Origin of the sequence: Nodularia spumigena CCY9414 (assembly GCF_000340565.2) — a bacterium.
GTDB classification, from domain to species: domain Bacteria; phylum Cyanobacteriota; class Cyanobacteriia; order Cyanobacteriales; family Nostocaceae; genus Nodularia; species Nodularia spumigena.
The window spans coordinates 3,910,610-3,929,043 of record NZ_CP007203.1 but is presented as its reverse complement, the minus strand read 5'-3'; the positions used below and the strand labels follow the sequence as shown (position 1 = coordinate 3,929,043).

Sequence of the window (18,434 nt, the reverse complement as noted above, 5' to 3'; positions counted from 1 at the left end):
CAGTAACCGGGGGAGTGGTCCGTGGGAAACAGCTTTTTGAGTTGTAAGCGCAAAGCGCAGGCTACGCCAACAGAAATCAAATAGGAGTCCTATATTTCTGAATCTCACCCATGCTTTATGTGTGTGAATGCACATTTTTAATGGTTAAGTATTATGCATCCTTTTTTAAGGCTTGCATAATAATTAAAATAACAGGTTTGTATATTGATTTGATGAATTGAGAGTTACCAAAACTATTTATTAGACCCAAGTAACTCGAACCTCATAAACAAACTGTTGTTTTTTTGCATAATTCTTTTTCATAATGTGACAGAAAAAACGCCTTCATTTTGTTCTGCTGTTATCGATAAAAGTAGACTAACTTAATTAAACAGAAAACATTCTTAGGGTGTGTTATGGACATTCTTGTTAACGCACTTTATATCTAACGTTTTTTTAGGTTGGGCTACTTAACTGATGGATTTATGTAAGCGATTGTAAGGAATAGTTCTGATGACTGAAAATAATATCCAAGGTAATGGTAATTGGTACTATACAGATGGTCAATGGATATCTGATGAGGGTGCCGATTTAAGTGTGGCTGATGCTTTCGCTAGTGGTAATCCCCCTGATGGTTATATTCCCGATACTATTACTAGTGGAATTAGTTCCGGCGATAGTAGTGGAGAAAATCCCTTGGCTGGTGCTGAGGGCGATAGTAGTGGAGAAAATCCCTTTGCTGGCGGTAATCCTTTCACGGGGGGGGATGGAGGAAATGTGTCTACAACCAGTGAGGATGGTCAGTACACCTACGACTACACTCGGACTGAGGACGAGCGGAGTTTAGCTCCTGATGATAACAACCCCTTCGGTCAATTAATTGAAGTTCTAGGCTATGGCAGTAACTCCTCTGATACCGGTAGCAACCCCTTGGGAGGTGGTAACGACCTCGCAGGAAGCTTCCCTATGGGTAGCAGCACCCCTGCCTCTTCTACAAATGAGAACGTTCTACCAGAAGCTCCTGAAGGTCTAACTGTACCCTACAGCAGTGATAATTGGATATCCGATCTTAAAGATTTAGAATCTGGTGAACCTGGTGCAAGTACCCAGAGTAACACAGGCGGTGGTAATGGCAACTGGTTTTACGGAAGCGACAATACTGCCGATGGTAATGGCAATTGGTATTTTGGTAGTGGCAACACTACTGATGGTAATGGTAACTGGCAGTTTGGTGATCACAATACTGCCAACGGTAATGGCAACTGGGAGTTTGGTAGTGGCAATACCAGTGATGGCAATGGTAACTGGCAATTAGGTGATAATAATACTGCCAACGGTAATGCCAATATGCCTAGTGGTGATGGTAATACTATTAACGGTAATAGCAATATGCTCAGTGGTAATAGTAACAATGTTCTTGGTAATACCAACACTACCAACATTAATGATGGTAGTTTACTTGGTAATCGGATTGAGGCTAGTGATGATGGCAAAGCATATATTGGTAACGAGGATTGGTCTTTCGATATCGTTGAGGATCTGACATCCCTGGAAACTGGTGTTTCAGGAGTCGGTGATGATGTCAAGAGTTTTTTAAACCATCCTGATATGATATCAACTACCACGAGCAAGGAAGGTTATTCAAATTCTGAGTTCTTAACAAACGAAAATTATCAATATGATATGAGTGGTATGTAGTTTCTAGCTAAAAGTAGTGGCGTGGCAAGCTTAAAATAGTGCAATAGACAAAACTTTTGTAGAGTGGGCATCTTGCCTGTTCCACAAGAAAGTTATGATGCAACATTTTAGCCTTGCCAGGCCAGTAGGCTAAATCCCATATCTAGTGCAAATAATGCTTTCCACAAACAATACCTTAGCCATTTTTTGTAGCTTGGGTTAAACGACAGCGCAACTCAACCCATTTGTTGGGTTTTATGATGTACTTCATTGAAGTGCATACCGTTATACCCCTGATAGCGATCGCCTTGATTCTATCCCTTTTCTTTCGCCCACTATTTTATTCTTCATTTAATTCAACATTGACGCGGTGATAAATCTCACTTAAAGCAATTTGAAAGTCAAGAGCATCCATTACTAAAACTGCATTTTCTCCTTCATACTCTTTAAAAAGCCATTGCCCTGCTGTCTGTTTAACAAATTGCTCAACTGCAAAACTATACTGGTCAATCATAATATATTCTTGAAATCCAGCTAGAGAACGATAATATTTAAACTTATCTGTTTTATCATAATTTTTAGTGGAATTTGATAGGACTTCAACTATTAATAAGGGGTTGGTAATAGTTGTTGTTCCAGTTCCTTGATATATAGGCTGACCTTTAACAACCATAATATCAGGATATGTATAGATACGATATTGAGGTATCCATAATTTGACATCACCAATGTAGATTTCGTAATCTTGCTCTGCAATTGTTAAAGGAAATTTTTTATAAAAATTACCTGCAATTTTATTGTGGTTAGTTGTTCCGCCTGTCATCGGTATAATTGCTCCATTTCGATATTCATTTTTGTACTCAGCTTGCTCTTCTAATGCCAAATATTCTGCGGGAGTGTAATAGCGATTTTCTGTTTGTAAAACCATATTAATTCACCCATGTAATGTGTTAACTTGGTGCGTTAACAATAGCGTAACGCACCTTAAGATTACTTAACAAATTTTGTTCGTGCTTTCCCGTTTGACTGTAACTTTAATTCTAAAGCTGCCCAATCTTCTTGCTCAATTAAATTAGTTAATTCATCAAGGTTTTGGCGGTATTGTTGTAATGAATTCAGCAATGCTTGGCGGTTATACTGCGCCATCATTACCCCTAATTCGGGATTACCACCACCGACACGACTGGTATCCCGAAAACCAGAACTGGCTAAATTTTGGGCTAATTGCAGAACTTGGTCATCAGTTTCGGCCATGCAAGCTGTAATCAAGGCCGCACTGACCATTACAGGTAAGTGGGAAATTAAACTCACAGCTCGATCATGTTGCTCTGGGTGGCAATAATAGAGATTAGCCCCAAGCGATCGCACAATTTCTTCTACAACTGCAATGGCTGTTCTTGGTGTTGTAGCATCTGGTGTGAGAACATAGGGTTTACCCACAAATAAATTTCGTTGTGCGGCTTCTATGCCACTATCTGCCGTTCCGGCCATCGGATGACCACCGATGAAATTCTCCCACAGAGGAGCGATCGCCTGGACTATGGATGTTTTAACTGAACCAACATCGGTGATCACCGTAGTTACAGGCAAATGATCAATCAGTTGCTGGAATTGTGGAACAATAAATGCAATAGGTGTACAAATAAAAACAACCTCTGCGGCTGCTAACAGGCTCATGTCAACAGATGCTTGATCAACGCTACCTAGAGCGATCGCTCTATAACAGGTAGATTCCCGGCGACTGACACCCAAAACATGATGCCCCAGCGATCGCAAATCATAACCCAAAGAACCCCCGATCAGTCCCAGTCCCAAAATACCAATTTTCATTTTTGATTTTGACTACGTATTTTCTGCATACTTTACCAACTTTCATCGTTGGTATCCCAGAGGTAGCATTCATAACTATAGAAGAATTGCTAGAACAATATGCAGCAAGAGTCATCTGGGCTGATTTAAATGGAATCTTCGTTGGGTCGATTTAAGTGGGGCAGAATTGAATGGGGCTAGTTTAATTGGTGCTAACTTGAGTAATGCAAATTTAACAAATAGGACTTACGCACAAATTACGGAATAACGTTCGCGGAGCGTGCCGGAGGCATACCACACCAGACGCAGAGGACACAGAGGAATAAGGGTTTGAGAGGGTTTTTGCATAAGTCCTGCTAACATATCCAGTGACTCTGCGACATTGATATCTCCTGATTTAAATACAGTTGTGGATTTTATTAACAGCTTTCACTATATCAGTCAATAGGAGAGATATGATTTTGCAGTGTATTAGTTAAAATTATGGAGGAAGCAAATGCGAGCGTTTAATAAGATGATGGGTAGGACTCGCTATGTGGTTTGTCGCTTGTTTTTGCATTTAGCAGGGTCTGATGTCGCACCTATCTTAGGAGTATTAAATAGTACAGCACGGGAGGCGATCGCAGCTGATGGTGATCTGCAAGATTTAGGACAAGGATTAGTAGAAATTTGCGAAACCCTATTGCGATACGATGAAGCCTGGCTTTCAGCCTCCAATGAAGGTGAAGTCTTCTGGGATGAAGGCGAAGCGGGAGATTACGTCAATGAATTATTTAGCGACTCTGGCGAACGCTACGGTGCAGGATTTGATGACAGTTCCGCATCTGGAAATGAATCATTTTCCATACCTGTAACCCGTAACGTCATTGTCATGCTCACCGTAGCTTATGAAGGTGAAGTTCCCGATTTAGAAACAGACCTGTCCAACATCCCAGCCTTAAAGGATGCTTTAAAAGCTTTAATCAATTTGCACTACAAAGAAAAATTGCGAGCTATTCAGGTACATTTCTCACCAGCCCAGCTAGGTGATGAACTGACGAATGATCAGCTCATGCAATATTACCCAGAATTAATTCCTTTGTAAGTTGTTGGGTACTCTCTACATTACCACCCCCATTGAAGCTTGTTAAGCTGAAAAATAGGAAATAGTAAAATGCTCATGACAGTATTTCGGAAATTTACAGTTATTTTTTTAGTCACTGACTTTGTGCTTAACAACTGTAAGCTGTGGGAGTTCTAACGAAACGGTTTCTCAAACTAGAAATGTTAGCCGCACCTCTACAGCTACCAAGCTCAGTGATGGTCAATATCAGGTGCAGCAAGCTAGTTTTGACGATGGAACTGGGGAATATACACTGTTTTTACTCAACAGTACACCCCCAACCTTTAAAACTGAAAATTTGCAAATGGCACGGCTAACCGAAGAAGAAATCAAGGAGGGAAAAAAGACTTATTTGAAGGTGGAAAATGGACAACCCGCCTTGTTTATGACAGAAGACTTTAAAATTGAATACGTCCACAACGTCACCGAAACACAAACCAATCCCCAAACGGGACAACAAGAAACAGTCGTAGTGCGACGAGAAAGTAACTTTTGGGCCCCCTTCGCCGGGGCTGTAGCTGGTAACATCGCGGGTCAGGTCATCGGTAATGCATTATTTAGACCCCAATATTATGTACCGCCTGCTTATCAATCTGGAGGAGTGCTAACTGGCTACGGTGGTTCTGGCCCCACCTATAATCAAGCGGTTAGTAGCTATCAAACTCGCTACAATGCACCACCAGCAGTTGAGCGCAATCGGACAACTTTCCGCACTACAGGGAACATTAGAAGATCATCTCCTGGTAGTTCAACTGTACGCAGTACACCCAGTAGCAATACAGGTAATCGCCCCACTGGTTCCGGTTTTGGTGGTAGTAACTTAAAACCTTCTAACAATTCCGGTTCCACCACACGTAAAACTGGTAGTGGTTTTGGTTCGGGTGGACGTTCTTCAGGCAGTCGCAGTCGCTCAGGCGGCAGAAGGCGTTAATATGCCTCTTCGGTAAACTCTTGTAGAGACGTTGCATGGAACGTCTCTACTTTTTTATCAGCAGATGCCTAAGTGCAAAGTGTGCTGCAAAAATTACAAATTACGAATTAGTTACAGCAATTACTGGTTGCGGCCAACGTCCCACCGCGTTACCAATCACGGCTAATTCTTGCATTAAGTAATCAAAACGTTCTGGTGTCAGAGATTGCGGTCCATCAGATAACGCTTTGGCGGGGTTGGGGTGAACCTCAATCATCAGGGAATCAGTTCCAGCTGCGATCGCCGCCATAGCCATAGCCGGCACAAATTCAGACCAGCCTGTGCCATGACTGGGGTCAATCATTATGGGTAGGTGAGTTAGCTTCCGCAATACCGGCACTACTGATAAATCTAAAGTATTCCGAGTGTGTTGCCGGTCAAAAGTACGGATTCCTCGCTCACATAAAATCACATTCGGGTTTCCCGCCGCCAAAATATACTCAGCCGCCATCAACCAATCTTCAATAGTAGCAGCCATTCCCCGCTTTAAAAGAATTGGTTTTGGTTGCGCGCCCACTTTTTTCAGCAAAGAAAAATTTTGCATATTCCTTGCTCCCACCTGGATGACATCAGCCACCTCAGCAATTATATCCAGTTCGGCAGTATCCATTACTTCTGTAATAATGCCCAAACCACTCACTTCCCGCGCCTTTGCTAATAATTCTAAAGCACTCTCGCCATGACCTTGGAAGGCATAAGGTGAAGTGCGGGGCTTGTATGCGCCACCACGTAAAAACTTAGCTCCTGAGGCTTTAACGCGCTGTGCCGTTTCTACAATCATCTCTTCATTTTCTACTGAGCAGGGGCCAGCCACAACTACTAAGGGATGGTGTTCGCCAAATACAATATCTCCATTGGGAGTGTTAACAATCACCTCAGAGGCTTCCCCGTGGCGAAACTGGCGGCTAGCCCGTTTGTATGGTAACTCTACCCGCAATACTTGCTCAATCCAGGGGCTGACTTCCTGAATTTGTAACGGGTCTAAGCTGGCTGTTTCACCTACTAGACCAATTACAACCTTGTTTTGACCGATAATTTTTTCTGGTGTTAGTCCCCAGCTAGTTAGTTCCTCGCTAATGCGGTTGATTTCCATTTCTGGGGAACCGCTTTTCATGACTACAATCATATTAAATTACCTGATTAGTTGACTTAAACCTCAAACAAGTCGGAGCCACTTGATCTTGTTGCTTTTATTTAATTTAAAGTTAGTTGAAATAGTTAGTAACTCAAAATGGAAATTTTTATGATGGCAAAAGATAGGGCGCTCAGTAGTTTCGCGGCTGAGTATGAGATTTAATCCAACAACATAAATTTTTATTTAGTAATGTTGAAGTTAGGAAATCTCAACTTCAACATTTACAAAGAAAATTTACCCAATACCGCATTTAGTCTGGTATCTGAGCGCCAACCATCATACTTTTTTTTGCCGAGTTTCGCGCCAAACTTCCACCATTCGACCCCAATTGGTACTAAATTCACCCAAACCCAATAGGCTTCCGGCTCTTTCTTCATCCCATGAGGCTGAGAGAACACCATAAGTTATCCCCAGAACTCCTATACCAAACAATCCCATATTCACCAATAAAACGGCAATGGGAGGTAATTGGATTTCGGAATACATAGCCAGTAAATAGCTGACTACTAGGGTGGTAATACCCAAAGCTGTTGGTATACCACAGAATCCAGCCACTCGCCGGATCATCCTTTGGCTCACAACTTGGGGAATTGCCATCTCTTCTTTATTCAAAGGTGGCTGCTTACTAGCCTGTTTTTCCGAGGTTTTCGGCTTTGCTTGTGGTTTGCTTAAAGCTTTAGGGGGTTTTTGGCGCTTTGTTTTTGGTTCAAAAGGTAAGCTGCGCTCAGATTCTTCAACAGACATAAGCGATATTTCCTATCCACGAATACCCAGACGAGCAATTAAAGCTTGATATTTCTCCCGACTGCCTTGATTAATATAGGAAAGAAGACGCTTGCGCTGACCAATCATCTTCAACAATCCTCGGCGGGAAGAATGGTCTTTTTTATTGCCTTGGAGATGTAAGCTGAGGCGACTAATGCGGTCGGACAGCATGGCTACTTGAACTTCGGCAGATCCAGTATCGGTTTCGTGAACTTGATAGTTCGACATTATTTCTTGTTTGCGCTGTTGCGTCAGAGCCATAATCGATTCACTTTCTATTTATTTTAAATGTATGCAGCAGTCTCCTATGATATCACAGCCCTCAATTTGCAGGTATGATAAAACTTTAAACAAAATAAAGTCTAGTATAGTCAGATATAGTCTAGAACCGATTCCTGATGAAATTGTCTGATTATGCAAAAACCTTGGGGATCTGTACCTGAGATCTGGGCGACATTACAAAGCAGGTAAAATACCATACCCAACACAGCAACTTCCCACAGTCACCTGGCCAAATTGACACTTTTTCGTAATCATTCAGGCTCAGGGCAATTGGATGTTTTCAGCCACACCTGAGAATAAAAAAAGTTTAACGAATTTGGCTCCTATAAAGCAAGTTCGTTAAAAACAAAGGAGCTTGTTCCAGTGGGACGTGCCTGGGCTTACCCTGGTAAACAATTTGATACTCATTGATGTCTGGGCCATCTCCATGACCAGAAATTAGCTTGCGGTGAAAAGCTTCTTCTGCAAGTTCACGAACCTCATCTCTAAGAGCAGCTTGTGTGCTATTCATACGTTGCTGTCTCCTGGAAATCTGTTTTAGACATCGACGGAATTGAAAAATCCTTGTAAAGACTTTGTATGCAACATCTTTACATAATTTTTCACCATACAGATGTCTTTCTGAAATTATATAAACTTTGGGAGTCCATTTCATCTTTCAAAAGTTATATCTTTGCTGATTTATGGAGTTTAATCACTGATATTACTTAACTTTATGAGTAATGGGGCTTAAGTTATGCTGTGAGGTGGTTGAAAATGCATAGCAGTAAGGTGTATAATATGCCAGTATAATATTTTATAAAAAAATAAAACCTACATAATTGACAAATAGTCATCTAAACTCGACTACAATCCATAAATCTAAATAACAAAAATTAAATTACAGATTCAGGGCGTTTAGCTGAAGGTTTATTATCAATGGTTCAACAGAAAATCAGGGGTTTAGTCCGCATTAATGCTAGGAAAACTGATGTATTCGATATTTTTAATTTAAAGCATTACGTTGGACCTAACCCATATTTGGATACAGGGGCGCTAGTATTTGATTTTGCTCTCATTGAGTCTACACAGCCGCTACCCATTGAAGATTATATCTCCAACATAGGCGATCGCTATCGGCATCTCAGCCAAGAAACCTATGCATCCCACGCTCATCTGTTTGCCAGAGTTGCCTCCGAAGTAGGTAAGCTAGACATGGGTTTACACCTCAACGGTTGGAGTGTCAAACCATATGCAGATTACACGCGGATTAGCATCCAATCATTGCATGAACGCACCACCAGAGCAGTAATTTACTTTGTCTGGGATTGGTTTGAAGCCATCAACCAAGACAAAAATTTCTTCTTTGATAACGAACTGTTAACCCTTCAGAAACGATTCCGCCAATCTGTTTACGGCGGTCCCACCGTTTACGCCCTCTTGCGAACAGCTTACGAAAAAGGGATTCCCACCTTTTATCTGTGGTCAGAAGCCCTCATGCAATATGGCTACGGTAAAAAACAGGTTCGCGGTATAGCCACAACCTTTGATTGCGATAGCCATCTAGACTCAGATTTCACCACCCGCAAAGATGAATGCAAAATATTTATGCAAACCTTGGGTTTACCAATCCCATTCGGTGATATTGTATTTTCCGAAAAAGAAGCCTTCGAGGTAGCAAAAGAAATTCGTTACCCAGTAGCAGTTAAACCTGTAGTTGGTCACAAAGGAATTGGCGTGACAGCTGGGGTTAAAAATTCCAGAGAATTAATATCTGCGTATACTAGTGCATTAGCAGCAATTCCCGAAGACCAGCCAACCCGGATAATTGTCGAAAAAAGCATTTCGGGAACAGACTTTCGCTTATTGTGTGTTAACGGTAAATTTGTCGCCGCCATAGAACGCCGTCCCGCATCAGTTACAGGTGATGGTTACTCAACTATTGCAGAGTTAATCCGCGCAGAAAATCGTCAACCAGCACGCTTGGATACACCCACCTCACCCATGTCTAAAATCCAGTGTGACGAAGCAATGGAAATCTACCTAGAGGAACAAGGTTTTTCCTTGGACAGCGTGATTAAAAAAGGACGCACTGTTTATCTTCGCAAAGTAGCCAATCTTTCAGCTGGAGGCATTAGCATTGATGCTACATCCACAATTCATGATGATAATATTATCTTAGCCCAAGACATTGCCCAACACTTCCGGCTAACTTGTCTGGGTGTTGATGTCATTGCCGAAAATCTCTCAGAATCTTGGAAGACAAATAGTAACTTCGCCATTCTGGAAATCAACGCCGCACCAGGAATTTTGATGCATCTTAATCCTGCTATTGGAGAAAGTGTTGATGTCCCTTCCCGGATATTAGAAACCTTTTTTGAGTCTGGGGTAGATTCCCGGATACCCATTATCACCTTTAATCAAATTTCAGTTGAGGAATTGCAAGCAACAATTGACCACATTCTCTCACAACATCCTGACTGGACAATAGGTGCTGTTTGTCATGATGCAGTGTTTGTAAATCGGTCACAAAAAGCATTATGCAACGATTACAATAGTAACGTCCAAACTTTGCTGCGTAATCCCAAACTTGATTTATTAATTACCGAGTATGAAGAATTCATCTTAGAAGACGAGGGGATGTTTTACCAGGGAAGTAACATAGTAGTTTTAAATAATCCCACAGAAACAGAGATGATGTTAGCGCGGGATGTCTTCGATGATTCTAAGGTGGTGATTAAGAAAGAAAACGACATTTCTATCCGTCGTCGTGGCTTAATTGAAGACTACACCTTGGGAGAAAATGAACCATTTAGTAGGGTGTATTTAAAAGAAATTGGCACAATTTAAGCTTTATCTCCCCTCCTCGCTTGCCTACAGTGTACACACAAATTGGCCTAGAGCGAGTTTTCAGTGCTAAAAACAGAATTTAACCATAAATCCAGTTCCCCTCCTCGCTTGCACCGGAGGGGCTAGGGGTGGGGTGTTATTGTACTAATCATAGGTAATTCACCAGACTCGATATCAGGACTTTAGTCCTGACTACGAACTAATGAAGTTGTTGGTAAGCAGCCAAAATAATTTTTTCGGTTTCATCCCAACTAATACATTTATCGGTTACAGAAACACCATACTTTAATTCTTCTCGCTTACCAGTCATCGGTTGATTACCTTCATACAAGTTTGATTCCAGCATTAAACCCACTATGGATGTATTCCCATCAACTATTTGTTGAATGACATTTTCTAATACACTAGGTTGTCGTTTATAATCTTTATTGGTATTTCCGTGGCTACAGTCGATCACAATTCTGGGTGGTAAATTAGCCTCTTTTAGTTTTTCTTCTACCAGTTGGACATTTGCTGCTTCAAAGTTAGGCTGACTACCACCGCGTAAGATAACGTGACCATAGGGATTTCCCTTAGTTTCAAACACACTTACTTGTCCCTTGTGATTAATACCCAGGAAATTATGAGAACTTTTAGCTGACTGTAAAGCATTTAAAGCTACTTGAATATTACCATCAGTACCATTTTTAAATCCTACAGGCATGGAAAGACCACTGGCCATTTCGCGATGAGTTTGTGATTCCGTAGTGCGTGCGCCAATGGCAGACCATGTAATCAATTCACTAATATATTGAGGTATAATCGGATCTAGTGCTTCCGTACCAGCAGGTAAACCCAACTCTGCTATTTTTATCAGTAGGCTACGTGCAGTTAATAAACCTTTTTCTACATGGAAAGAATCATCCATATCTGGATCATTAATTAGTCCTTTCCATCCTACAGTGGTTCTGGGTTTTTCAAAGTACACCCTCATAATCAGCAGCAGTTTATCCTTGACTCTTTCAGACAGAAGTTTCAATCTCTGGGAATATTCCAGCGCTGCTTGTGTATCATGAATTGAGCATGGTCCAACTACAATAAATTTTCTGCTGTCCTGAAAATCTAGGATATTTTTTATTTCCTGTCTATGCTGCAAAACAGTATGTTCAGCCGATTTAGTTAAAGGTAATTTTGATTTTACTTCATTGGGCGTTAATAATACGTGAGAATTCTTGATGTTAGTATTAAATAATTTATTGTGCATAGAGCCGAATTAGTGATTTTTGCTATTCCATTGAGGAACGAAGTTAATATATTATTCTAAATCAAAAGTACAACACGAACTTATAGATTTTTAAATTTTAAAAATCGAAATCACTGCGGATCTAGAATTGTTTTGTTTTCATAACTTAAAAAGCGGACAAGATACCCCCTTTTATGTATTATATAGACTTGATCATTGCCATACAAACACTTTGGCTTCGTATGGTCCTAAGTCAGTAATCATACCATCATCCCCAGCCTCAACCTGATAATTGCCTGTCCATTCGTGCCATGTACCACCACAGGGGAAATTAGGAATGTGATAGCTACTGAGGAAGTTTCCTGAGAAATTGGCTACAACAACGACACGAGAACCTTCTTCGTTCCAGCGACTATAAGCTAGAACCTTGGCTTCTAGGTTTTCGTGAATAAAATCAATATTTTCTGTGTAGAGGGCGTGACTATTTTTACGCAGATGAATCAACCCCTTGTAGTATTCAAATAAGTGATGATTGAGATCGTTAGCTAGTAGAGACCATTCGATTTTAGATGATTCAGGTTGTTTGGGTCTGTATTCGCCAAACTCTTCTCCCATCCAAATTAAAGGTACACCAACAGATGTCATGAGAATAGCTGCTGCTAATTTAGCTCTGTCAAAGCCTTCTTCTTCAAAAATCTGCCGATTAGCCAGTTCTCGCATAGTCCGTTCATGGTCGTGGTTAGTTAAATAATTAACCACATTGGTTGTAGCCATAAAACCTTGACGTTTACCATCAATGACATCTTTGAGGCTTTCTATATCAAAAGTGTCACCACAAATATGCACCGTAATTGTATGACGGAAGCTGTCGTGCCAACAACCATCCATTGGACCATCTACATTAGTAATACTGGTAGTTTCTGGTATGTGTTCGGCAATGTTATAAAAAGTCCTAGTACCAGCAGTATTTTTGGCTTCTTGAACAATCCAATGGATGAAATCATAGTTAGCAATCTGTCTGGCTGCATCATAGCGAATACCATCTATATGATATTCTGTAATCCAAAAACGAATTGTATCACCAATAAACTTTCGGGCTGGGTAAATTTCTAAATTTTCGTCGTAATGTTCGTAATTAAACTCAGGTCCCCAGTTATTATCAGGGTCACGGGGAGAATGATGATACCAATAATCATGATCAATTTGAGTTAATGGACTGGAAGCTTCTGAGTGGTTATATATACCATCCATAATTACCCGAATGCCTCTACTGTGACATTCATCAATTAACTGCTTTAACTCAACAGTAGAACCATAACTAGATTCGGTAGCAAAGAAATAACAAGGATTATAACCCCAGCTATAATTTCCGGGATATTCTTTGATTGGCATTAACTCAATGGCGTTAATTCCTAATTCACACAAATAATCTAACTTTTCAATGACGTGTTTATATTTTCCTCGCGCGTATCGGTCATCTTCACCACCAGAAAAATCACCAACGTGTAATTCATAAATTACTAATTCATGGTCAGCAGGTAGAGGTTTATCATCATGTTTCCAAACGTAAGTATCAACAATTATTGCGCCATCTTTTACTCTGAAAATACCGTTATCTTTCCCACTTGCGCCATTAATATCTGTGGCGTAAGGATCTATCACATCAACCCATTGTTCTGGTTCAAAAAACCATGAATTTGACTGAACCCGGAATTTATATTCATAGATGCCATCGTCTAGTGCAACAGTTGTCGGAAAATAGCCATCTTCGCCTTTTTTAACGGGTATTTCTTGCAAATCAGAAAATGACCCAATTAATGCGGCTCCTTTGTTATTTGGGAATAAATATTTAAAATCTCTTTAAAATCAATTTAAAATTACTTTTTCTTTTCCCTAGTAAATTTATTCAATTTTGCCAGTAGTTTCTTGCAAATAACTTAATAACCAATTTGCGGCTGTGGCTCTACGAGTCTCTCGTGGACTAAACTCACCAATTTTGTAACCTTTGAAACCCAATTTTTCTTTTGCTATTTGTTTATTTTCTTTAGGAATAGAACGAGTTAATTTGACTGTGGCTGGGCGACTATCAAGAAAATTAGGTGGTTCTGGGTACTCATCTCGCCATTCTGATGAAACTTCGCTATTATTCCATTTATCAGTTGAAGAGTCATAGCGATAGCCTAAATAGTGCCATACTAATTGATTAACTATGGCATCATCAATTTTATCATTAAGAATTGCCCAAATTGTTTCTGTATTCAGTGGTGGTAAGTTAGACATAAGCGATTAAAAGTTGACAATTTACGGTTAAAAAAATATGATTCTGGCAAAACTTAGGACTCTATCCAGGTAAGTCCTACAATAAAGATGATTTTATCCCTTTCTACACCGATTGAAAAAGTTATCCGCCAAAACCACAGGTGTTTTCATGAAAAATTCGCTTGTGCATCCACAAAACAGGTAGACTGGAAATCGTAAAGTATTGACTGGTCTATGCAGAATCCTACATCACTGCCCAAGATAGTCCGCGCCCATGTATTTATTTCCGGTCGAGTACAAGGGGTAGGCTATCGTTATGCGACTGTCGATACAGCTAGCCAGTTGGGTTTAACTGGTTGGGTGCGGAATCTCCCGGATGACCGTGTGGAGGCAGTTTTTGAAGGGTCGCGGATGGTTGTGGAAGATATGGTTCGCTGGTGTCATACTGGCCCACCTGCTGCGGTGGTGAAAGATGTTGTCGTTGAGTATGAAAAGCCTGAAGGTTTACGGGGGTTTGAAGTCAGGCGCGTTGAGTAGCCCTCTTGGACAAGACAACAAGCGATCGCTGATCTGCTATTGAACCACAAAAACCATCCGAATACAAAAGTCGAAGGTTTGTTTAACGGGGAAAAAGTTTAATATGTTTCAAAAAATAGGTGTTGCTCCCGGATCAATTTAGGTGTAGAGACTTTCCGGGGAACGTCTCTACAGGTGTTTTGACATCATCAAAAATCGTGTGCATAGTTCAAATGGTGTTACTAGCCAACTATAGCGATTCCTACCTCAATAGGTACTACAACAATTATTCGACCACAGATGGACACAGATAAACACAGATAAATCGGTATCTTTTGCAGATTAGTCAACGCTATACCAACACAGCCGAACCTATAATTTTTTCCCAGTTTCCCGCCTCTCCCAGCTTGTTATAGTCGGCTTGTCTCGAAGCTTTCTAACTTTTTTGTAAATTATGTTGACATTTTGTAACGAAATTGTTAATATCGTTTACATAAGTTAGCAAATACCTCAAGCACCTACGTAAATTACTATTAAAAAAGTTTCCTTGGAATTGAGTTAAAAATTAGCTTTTTTGTATTGTTGTATCTAAATCGTCATTCTTACTTCTCCTAATCAGAGACCTCAGTTGCCAAGCTGAGGTTTTTTGTTGGGGATAAATTAGCTTTTTGGTTTTTGAAATATTTCGGCGAAAAACTGCTTGAGAGCTTGCCAGGAGCGTTTTTCTACAACTGGATTATACAGCGATCGCGGTGCATTATTAGCTTCTGGATTTGTAAAGCTATGGACTGCACCACCATAAGATATTAATTGCCAATCAACATTTGCTTCTCGCATTTCGGTGGCAAATGCCTGTACTTGTTCGTCTGGTACAATTGGGTCATCAGCACCATGTAACACTAATACTTTGGCTTGGATGTTTTTGGCATCATTGGGGTTAGGGGTGTCAAGGTTGCCGTGAAAACTAGCTACTCCGGCAATATTTGCCCCACTCCGGGCGAGTTCTAAGACTGTTCCACCGCCGAAGCAGTAACCAATGGCGGCGATGCGTTGAATATCGGTGAGTGGATTTTGTTGTAAAACTTTTAATCCGGCAAGAGTGCGATCGCGCAATAATTGTCTATCCTGACGATAAATTGAGGCTTGTTTTCCTGACTCTTCCGGGTTGTTTGGTCTAATGCCTTTACCGTAAATATCAGCAGCAAATGCTACATAACCAAGTTTAGCTAATTCCTCAGTGCGTTCTTTGACAAAGGACTGTAAACCGTTCCACTCATGCACGACTAAAACGCCGGGAAGCTTACCTGTTATAGAATCGTCGTAGGCTAGATAACCTTCTAAAACAGTATCGCCGTGTTTATATTCAATGTTTCTGGTTTGAATGGCTGCTATCACTTGTGTAGAAGATAACGACATCACCACAGGGGCAAGTAAAACAGGAATCAGTAATTTCATGGGGTGATTAATTTGAACTTTCTGGATATTTTGCCATTTTGGCACAGCTAAATTACACAGCGATCGCTACATTAGAAGATACAACAAGATATTATTTATAGGCGACTCACACAAAACCATGAGTGCAAATCTCACTATTTCGCAAAATCCCTTACTTCAAGGTTCTGGCTTACCTCCCTTCAGTGGAATTCAAGCAGAGCAAATAGTCCCAGCTTTTACCGAACTATTGGCAGAACTTGACCAAAAGCTGACCACCTTAGAAGCTAATATCCAGCCTACTTGGAGCGGCTTAGTAGAACCACTCGAAAAGCTCACAGAACGGCTAAACTGGAGTTGGGGCATAGTGAGCCATTTAATGGGTGTAAAAAATAGCCCTGAACTGCGTGAAGCTTATGAAACCGTACAACCAGAAGTAGTAAAGTTCCTCAACAAGCTCGGTCAAAGCCAGCCAGTTTATCATGCTTTGAAGCAACTCCGCGCCAGTGATAACTGGGAAAATTTAGAATCAGCCCAACAGCGAATTGTGGAAGCTGGTATCAGAGATGCCGAACTTTCCGGTGTTGGCTTACAAGGAGAAGCCAGGGAGCGTTTTAACGCTATCCAAATGGAATTAGCAGAACTTGGAACTAAGTTCTCAAACCATGTCCTAGATGCCACCAAAGCCTTTAGCTTAACCCTGACAACAAAAGCCGAAATTGATGGCTTACCCGATAGCTTAATTAGTTTAGCAGCACAGGCTGCCCGTGCGGCAGGAGCAGAAAACGCCACCCCAGAAAATGGCCCTTGGCGCATTACATTAGACTTTCCCAGCTACGGCCCTTTCATGCAGCACAGCACCCGCCGAGATTTGCGCGAACAACTTTACAAAGCTTTCATCACTCGTGCTTCATTAGGGGAGTTTAATAATCAGCCGTTAATTGAGCGCACTTTAGAATTACGGCAAGAACTAGCAAGTTTACTCGGCTTTGAAAATTATGCTCAATTGAGCCTAGCCAGTAAAATGGCTCCCAATGTTACCGCAGTGGAAGCATTATTAGAAGAACTACGTCAAGCCAGTTATGATGCGGCTGTCAAAGACTTAGAAGCACTCAAAGCCTTTGCAGCTACCAAAAAAGCACCAGAAGCCGAAGACTTACAACACTGGGATACCAGCTTTTGGGCAGAACGCCAACGAGAAGAAAAATTTGCCTTCACCGCCGAAGAATTACGTCCTTACTTTCCCTTACCGCAAGTTTTAGATGGCTTATTTGGACTAGTAAAACGGCTGTTTGGCATTACCGTTACCCCTGCTGATGGACAAGCCCCAGTCTGGAATGAGGATGTGCGTTATTTCCAAATTGCTGATGAAACGGGTAGTCCTCTAGCTTACTTCTACTTAGACCCCTACAGCCGTCCCGCCGAAAAGCGCGGTGGTGCTTGGATGGATGTCTGTATTAATAGAAGTAAAATTACTGACAATGGTGTAACAGAGATTCGTTTACCTGTAGCTTATTTGGTATGTAACCAAAGTCCCCCAGTAGATGGTAAGCCAAGTTTGATGACTTTCTATGAAGTAGAAACGTTATTTCATGAATTTGGTCATGGCTTACATCATATGCTGACCAAAGTAGACTACACCGGAGCAGCAGGCATTAACAATGTCGAATGGGATGCCGTAGAATTACCCAGTCAATTCATGGAAAACTGGTGTTATGAGCGACCAACTTTGTTTGGTATGGCGAAGCATTATCAAACTGGTGAACCCTTACCGGAGCATTATTACCAAAAACTCCTAGCGGCACGCAACTATATGAGTGGTAGTATCATGTTGCGGCAAGTTCACTTTAGCAGTGTTGATTTAGAACTACACTATCGTTATCGCCCTGGTAGTGGTGAAACCGCCGCAGATATGCGCCAAAAGATTGCCAAAACTACTACAGTTTTACCACCTTTACCAGAAGACGCTTTTTTATGCGCTTTTGGACACATTTTTGCAGGTGGTTATGCGGCAGGTTATTACAGTTACAAGTGGGCTGAAGTTCTTAGTGCTGATGCATTTGCCGCTTTTGAAGAAGCTGGTTTAGAAGATGAACAGGCGATAAAAGCTACAGGTAAACGTTACCGGGATACAGTATTAGCTCTCGGTGGTAGTCAGCACCCCATGAATGTGTTTGCATCTTTCCGAGGTCGTGAACCAAGTACGGTTTCGTTACTCAAGCATACTGGTTTATTACCAACTGCGGCTTAACAATTGTCCAGTAGGGTGTGTTATGCCGTAGGCTAACGCACCTTAACTTGTTGATGCTGCTGTATAATCAGAACTCAGCATTTTAGTAAATTAAAATGGTGCGTTGCGCTACGCGACAACACACCCTACGTCTACATTAAGTTTATATTTTTAATTAATTTGCTGATGTTTACAAACATAAATATAAAAGTCTCATTTTTATATAAA

General features: G+C 41.0%; 16 protein-coding genes and 2 pseudogenes. 8 read left to right on the top strand and 10 right to left on the bottom strand.

What is annotated here, in order from left to right:
* The first annotated feature begins 492 nt into the window (after window positions 1–492).
* The gene (locus tag NSP_RS17095) at window positions 493–1,677 is read left to right on the top strand and encodes a hypothetical protein (protein ID WP_006195041.1); all 1,185 of its coding nucleotides are present in this window, start codon (window positions 493–495) and stop codon (window positions 1,675–1,677) included.
* A gap of 319 nt (window positions 1,678–1,996) precedes the next feature.
* Here NSP_RS17095 and NSP_RS17090 read toward each other — a convergent pair whose 3' ends face one another.
* Together NSP_RS17090 and NSP_RS17085 are read right to left on the bottom strand one after the other, a co-directional pair.
* Window positions 1,997–2,584: a Uma2 family endonuclease gene (locus NSP_RS17090; protein WP_006195040.1), complete on the bottom strand. Its 588-nt coding sequence runs from the start codon at window positions 2,582–2,584 to the stop codon at window positions 1,997–1,999.
* A 62-nt stretch (window positions 2,585–2,646) separates the two neighbouring features.
* Window positions 2,647–3,486 (bottom strand): prephenate/arogenate dehydrogenase, encoded by an 840-nt coding sequence (locus NSP_RS17085; protein ID WP_006195039.1) that lies wholly within the window; start codon window positions 3,484–3,486, stop codon window positions 2,647–2,649.
* Between the two features lie 8 nt (window positions 3,487–3,494).
* On the opposite strand from NSP_RS17085, the gene NSP_RS27020 reads away from it, so the two are divergent.
* The 4 genes and pseudogenes from NSP_RS27020 to NSP_RS17075 all read left to right on the top strand — a co-directional run bounded on the left by NSP_RS27020 (window position 3,495) and on the right by NSP_RS17075 (window position 5,498).
* On the top strand, window positions 3,495–3,641 hold the full coding sequence (locus NSP_RS27020) for a hypothetical protein (protein WP_198138094.1): 147 nt from the start codon (window positions 3,495–3,497) through the stop codon (window positions 3,639–3,641).
* A pseudogene (locus tag NSP_RS24850) lies at window positions 3,620–3,730 on the top strand (pentapeptide repeat-containing protein); the annotation flags it as partial. The gene NSP_RS27020 and the pseudogene NSP_RS24850, both read left to right, overlap by 22 nt.
* A 231-nt stretch (window positions 3,731–3,961) precedes the next feature.
* Window positions 3,962–4,549: a DUF1517 domain-containing protein gene (locus NSP_RS17080; protein WP_042201796.1), complete on the top strand. Its 588-nt coding sequence runs from the start codon at window positions 3,962–3,964 to the stop codon at window positions 4,547–4,549.
* Window positions 4,550–4,618: 69 nt separating this feature from the next.
* Window positions 4,619–5,498: pseudogene (locus NSP_RS17075) on the top strand (hypothetical protein).
* 100 nt (window positions 5,499–5,598) lie between these two features.
* Here the strand turns inward: NSP_RS17075 and aroF are convergent.
* The 4 genes from aroF to NSP_RS17055 all read right to left on the bottom strand — a co-directional run bounded on the left by aroF (window position 5,599) and on the right by NSP_RS17055 (window position 8,230).
* Window positions 5,599–6,663, bottom strand: coding sequence for a 3-deoxy-7-phosphoheptulonate synthase (aroF, locus tag NSP_RS17070; RefSeq protein WP_006195036.1), 1,065 nt, complete (start codon window positions 6,661–6,663; stop codon window positions 5,599–5,601).
* A gap of 285 nt (window positions 6,664–6,948) precedes the next feature.
* The gene (locus NSP_RS17065) at window positions 6,949–7,416 is read right to left on the bottom strand and encodes a PAM68 family protein (protein ID WP_006195035.1); all 468 of its coding nucleotides are present in this window, start codon (window positions 7,414–7,416) and stop codon (window positions 6,949–6,951) included.
* Between the two features lie 12 nt (window positions 7,417–7,428).
* Complete coding sequence (gene rpsO / locus NSP_RS17060) at window positions 7,429–7,698, bottom strand: 30S ribosomal protein S15 (RefSeq protein WP_006195034.1); 270 nt, start codon at window positions 7,696–7,698, stop codon at window positions 7,429–7,431.
* 328 nt (window positions 7,699–8,026) lie between these two features.
* A complete protein-coding gene (locus NSP_RS17055; RefSeq protein WP_042201801.1) occupies window positions 8,027–8,230 on the bottom strand; it encodes a hypothetical protein in 204 nt (67 codons plus the stop codon).
* 407 nt (window positions 8,231–8,637) lie between these two features.
* Between NSP_RS17055 and NSP_RS17050 the strand changes: the two genes are divergently transcribed.
* Window positions 8,638–10,548, top strand: coding sequence for an ATP-binding protein (locus NSP_RS17050; protein WP_006195032.1), 1,911 nt, complete (start codon window positions 8,638–8,640; stop codon window positions 10,546–10,548).
* Between the two features lie 199 nt (window positions 10,549–10,747).
* On the opposite strand, the gene NSP_RS17045 is transcribed toward NSP_RS17050, so the two are convergent.
* The 3 genes from NSP_RS17045 to NSP_RS17035 form a co-directional block, all read right to left on the bottom strand.
* Complete coding sequence (locus NSP_RS17045) at window positions 10,748–11,791, bottom strand: 3-deoxy-7-phosphoheptulonate synthase (protein ID WP_006195031.1); 1,044 nt, start codon at window positions 11,789–11,791, stop codon at window positions 10,748–10,750.
* A gap of 192 nt (window positions 11,792–11,983) precedes the next feature.
* Window positions 11,984–13,567 carry an alpha-amylase family glycosyl hydrolase gene (locus NSP_RS17040; RefSeq protein WP_006195030.1) on the bottom strand — a complete coding sequence of 528 codons (1,584 nt, stop codon included), beginning with the start codon at window positions 13,565–13,567 and terminating at the stop codon, window positions 11,984–11,986.
* 105 nt (window positions 13,568–13,672) lie between these two features.
* A complete protein-coding gene (locus NSP_RS17035) occupies window positions 13,673–14,050 on the bottom strand; it encodes a DUF1823 family protein (RefSeq protein WP_006195029.1) in 378 nt (125 codons plus the stop codon).
* Between the two features lie 213 nt (window positions 14,051–14,263).
* Here NSP_RS17035 and NSP_RS17030 point away from each other — a divergent pair, with 213 nt between their 5' ends.
* Window positions 14,264–14,566, top strand: a complete 303-nt coding sequence (locus tag NSP_RS17030) for an acylphosphatase (protein WP_006195028.1) — start codon at window positions 14,264–14,266, stop codon at window positions 14,564–14,566.
* 639 nt (window positions 14,567–15,205) lie between these two features.
* On the opposite strand, the gene NSP_RS17025 is transcribed toward NSP_RS17030, so the two are convergent.
* Complete coding sequence (locus NSP_RS17025) at window positions 15,206–16,000, bottom strand: dienelactone hydrolase family protein (RefSeq protein ID WP_006195027.1); 795 nt, start codon at window positions 15,998–16,000, stop codon at window positions 15,206–15,208.
* Window positions 16,001–16,118: 118 nt separating this feature from the next.
* Between NSP_RS17025 and NSP_RS17020 the strand changes: the two genes are divergently transcribed.
* Complete coding sequence (locus NSP_RS17020) at window positions 16,119–18,227, top strand: M3 family metallopeptidase (RefSeq protein ID WP_006195026.1); 2,109 nt, start codon at window positions 16,119–16,121, stop codon at window positions 18,225–18,227.
* Window positions 18,228–18,434 lie beyond the last annotated feature (207 nt).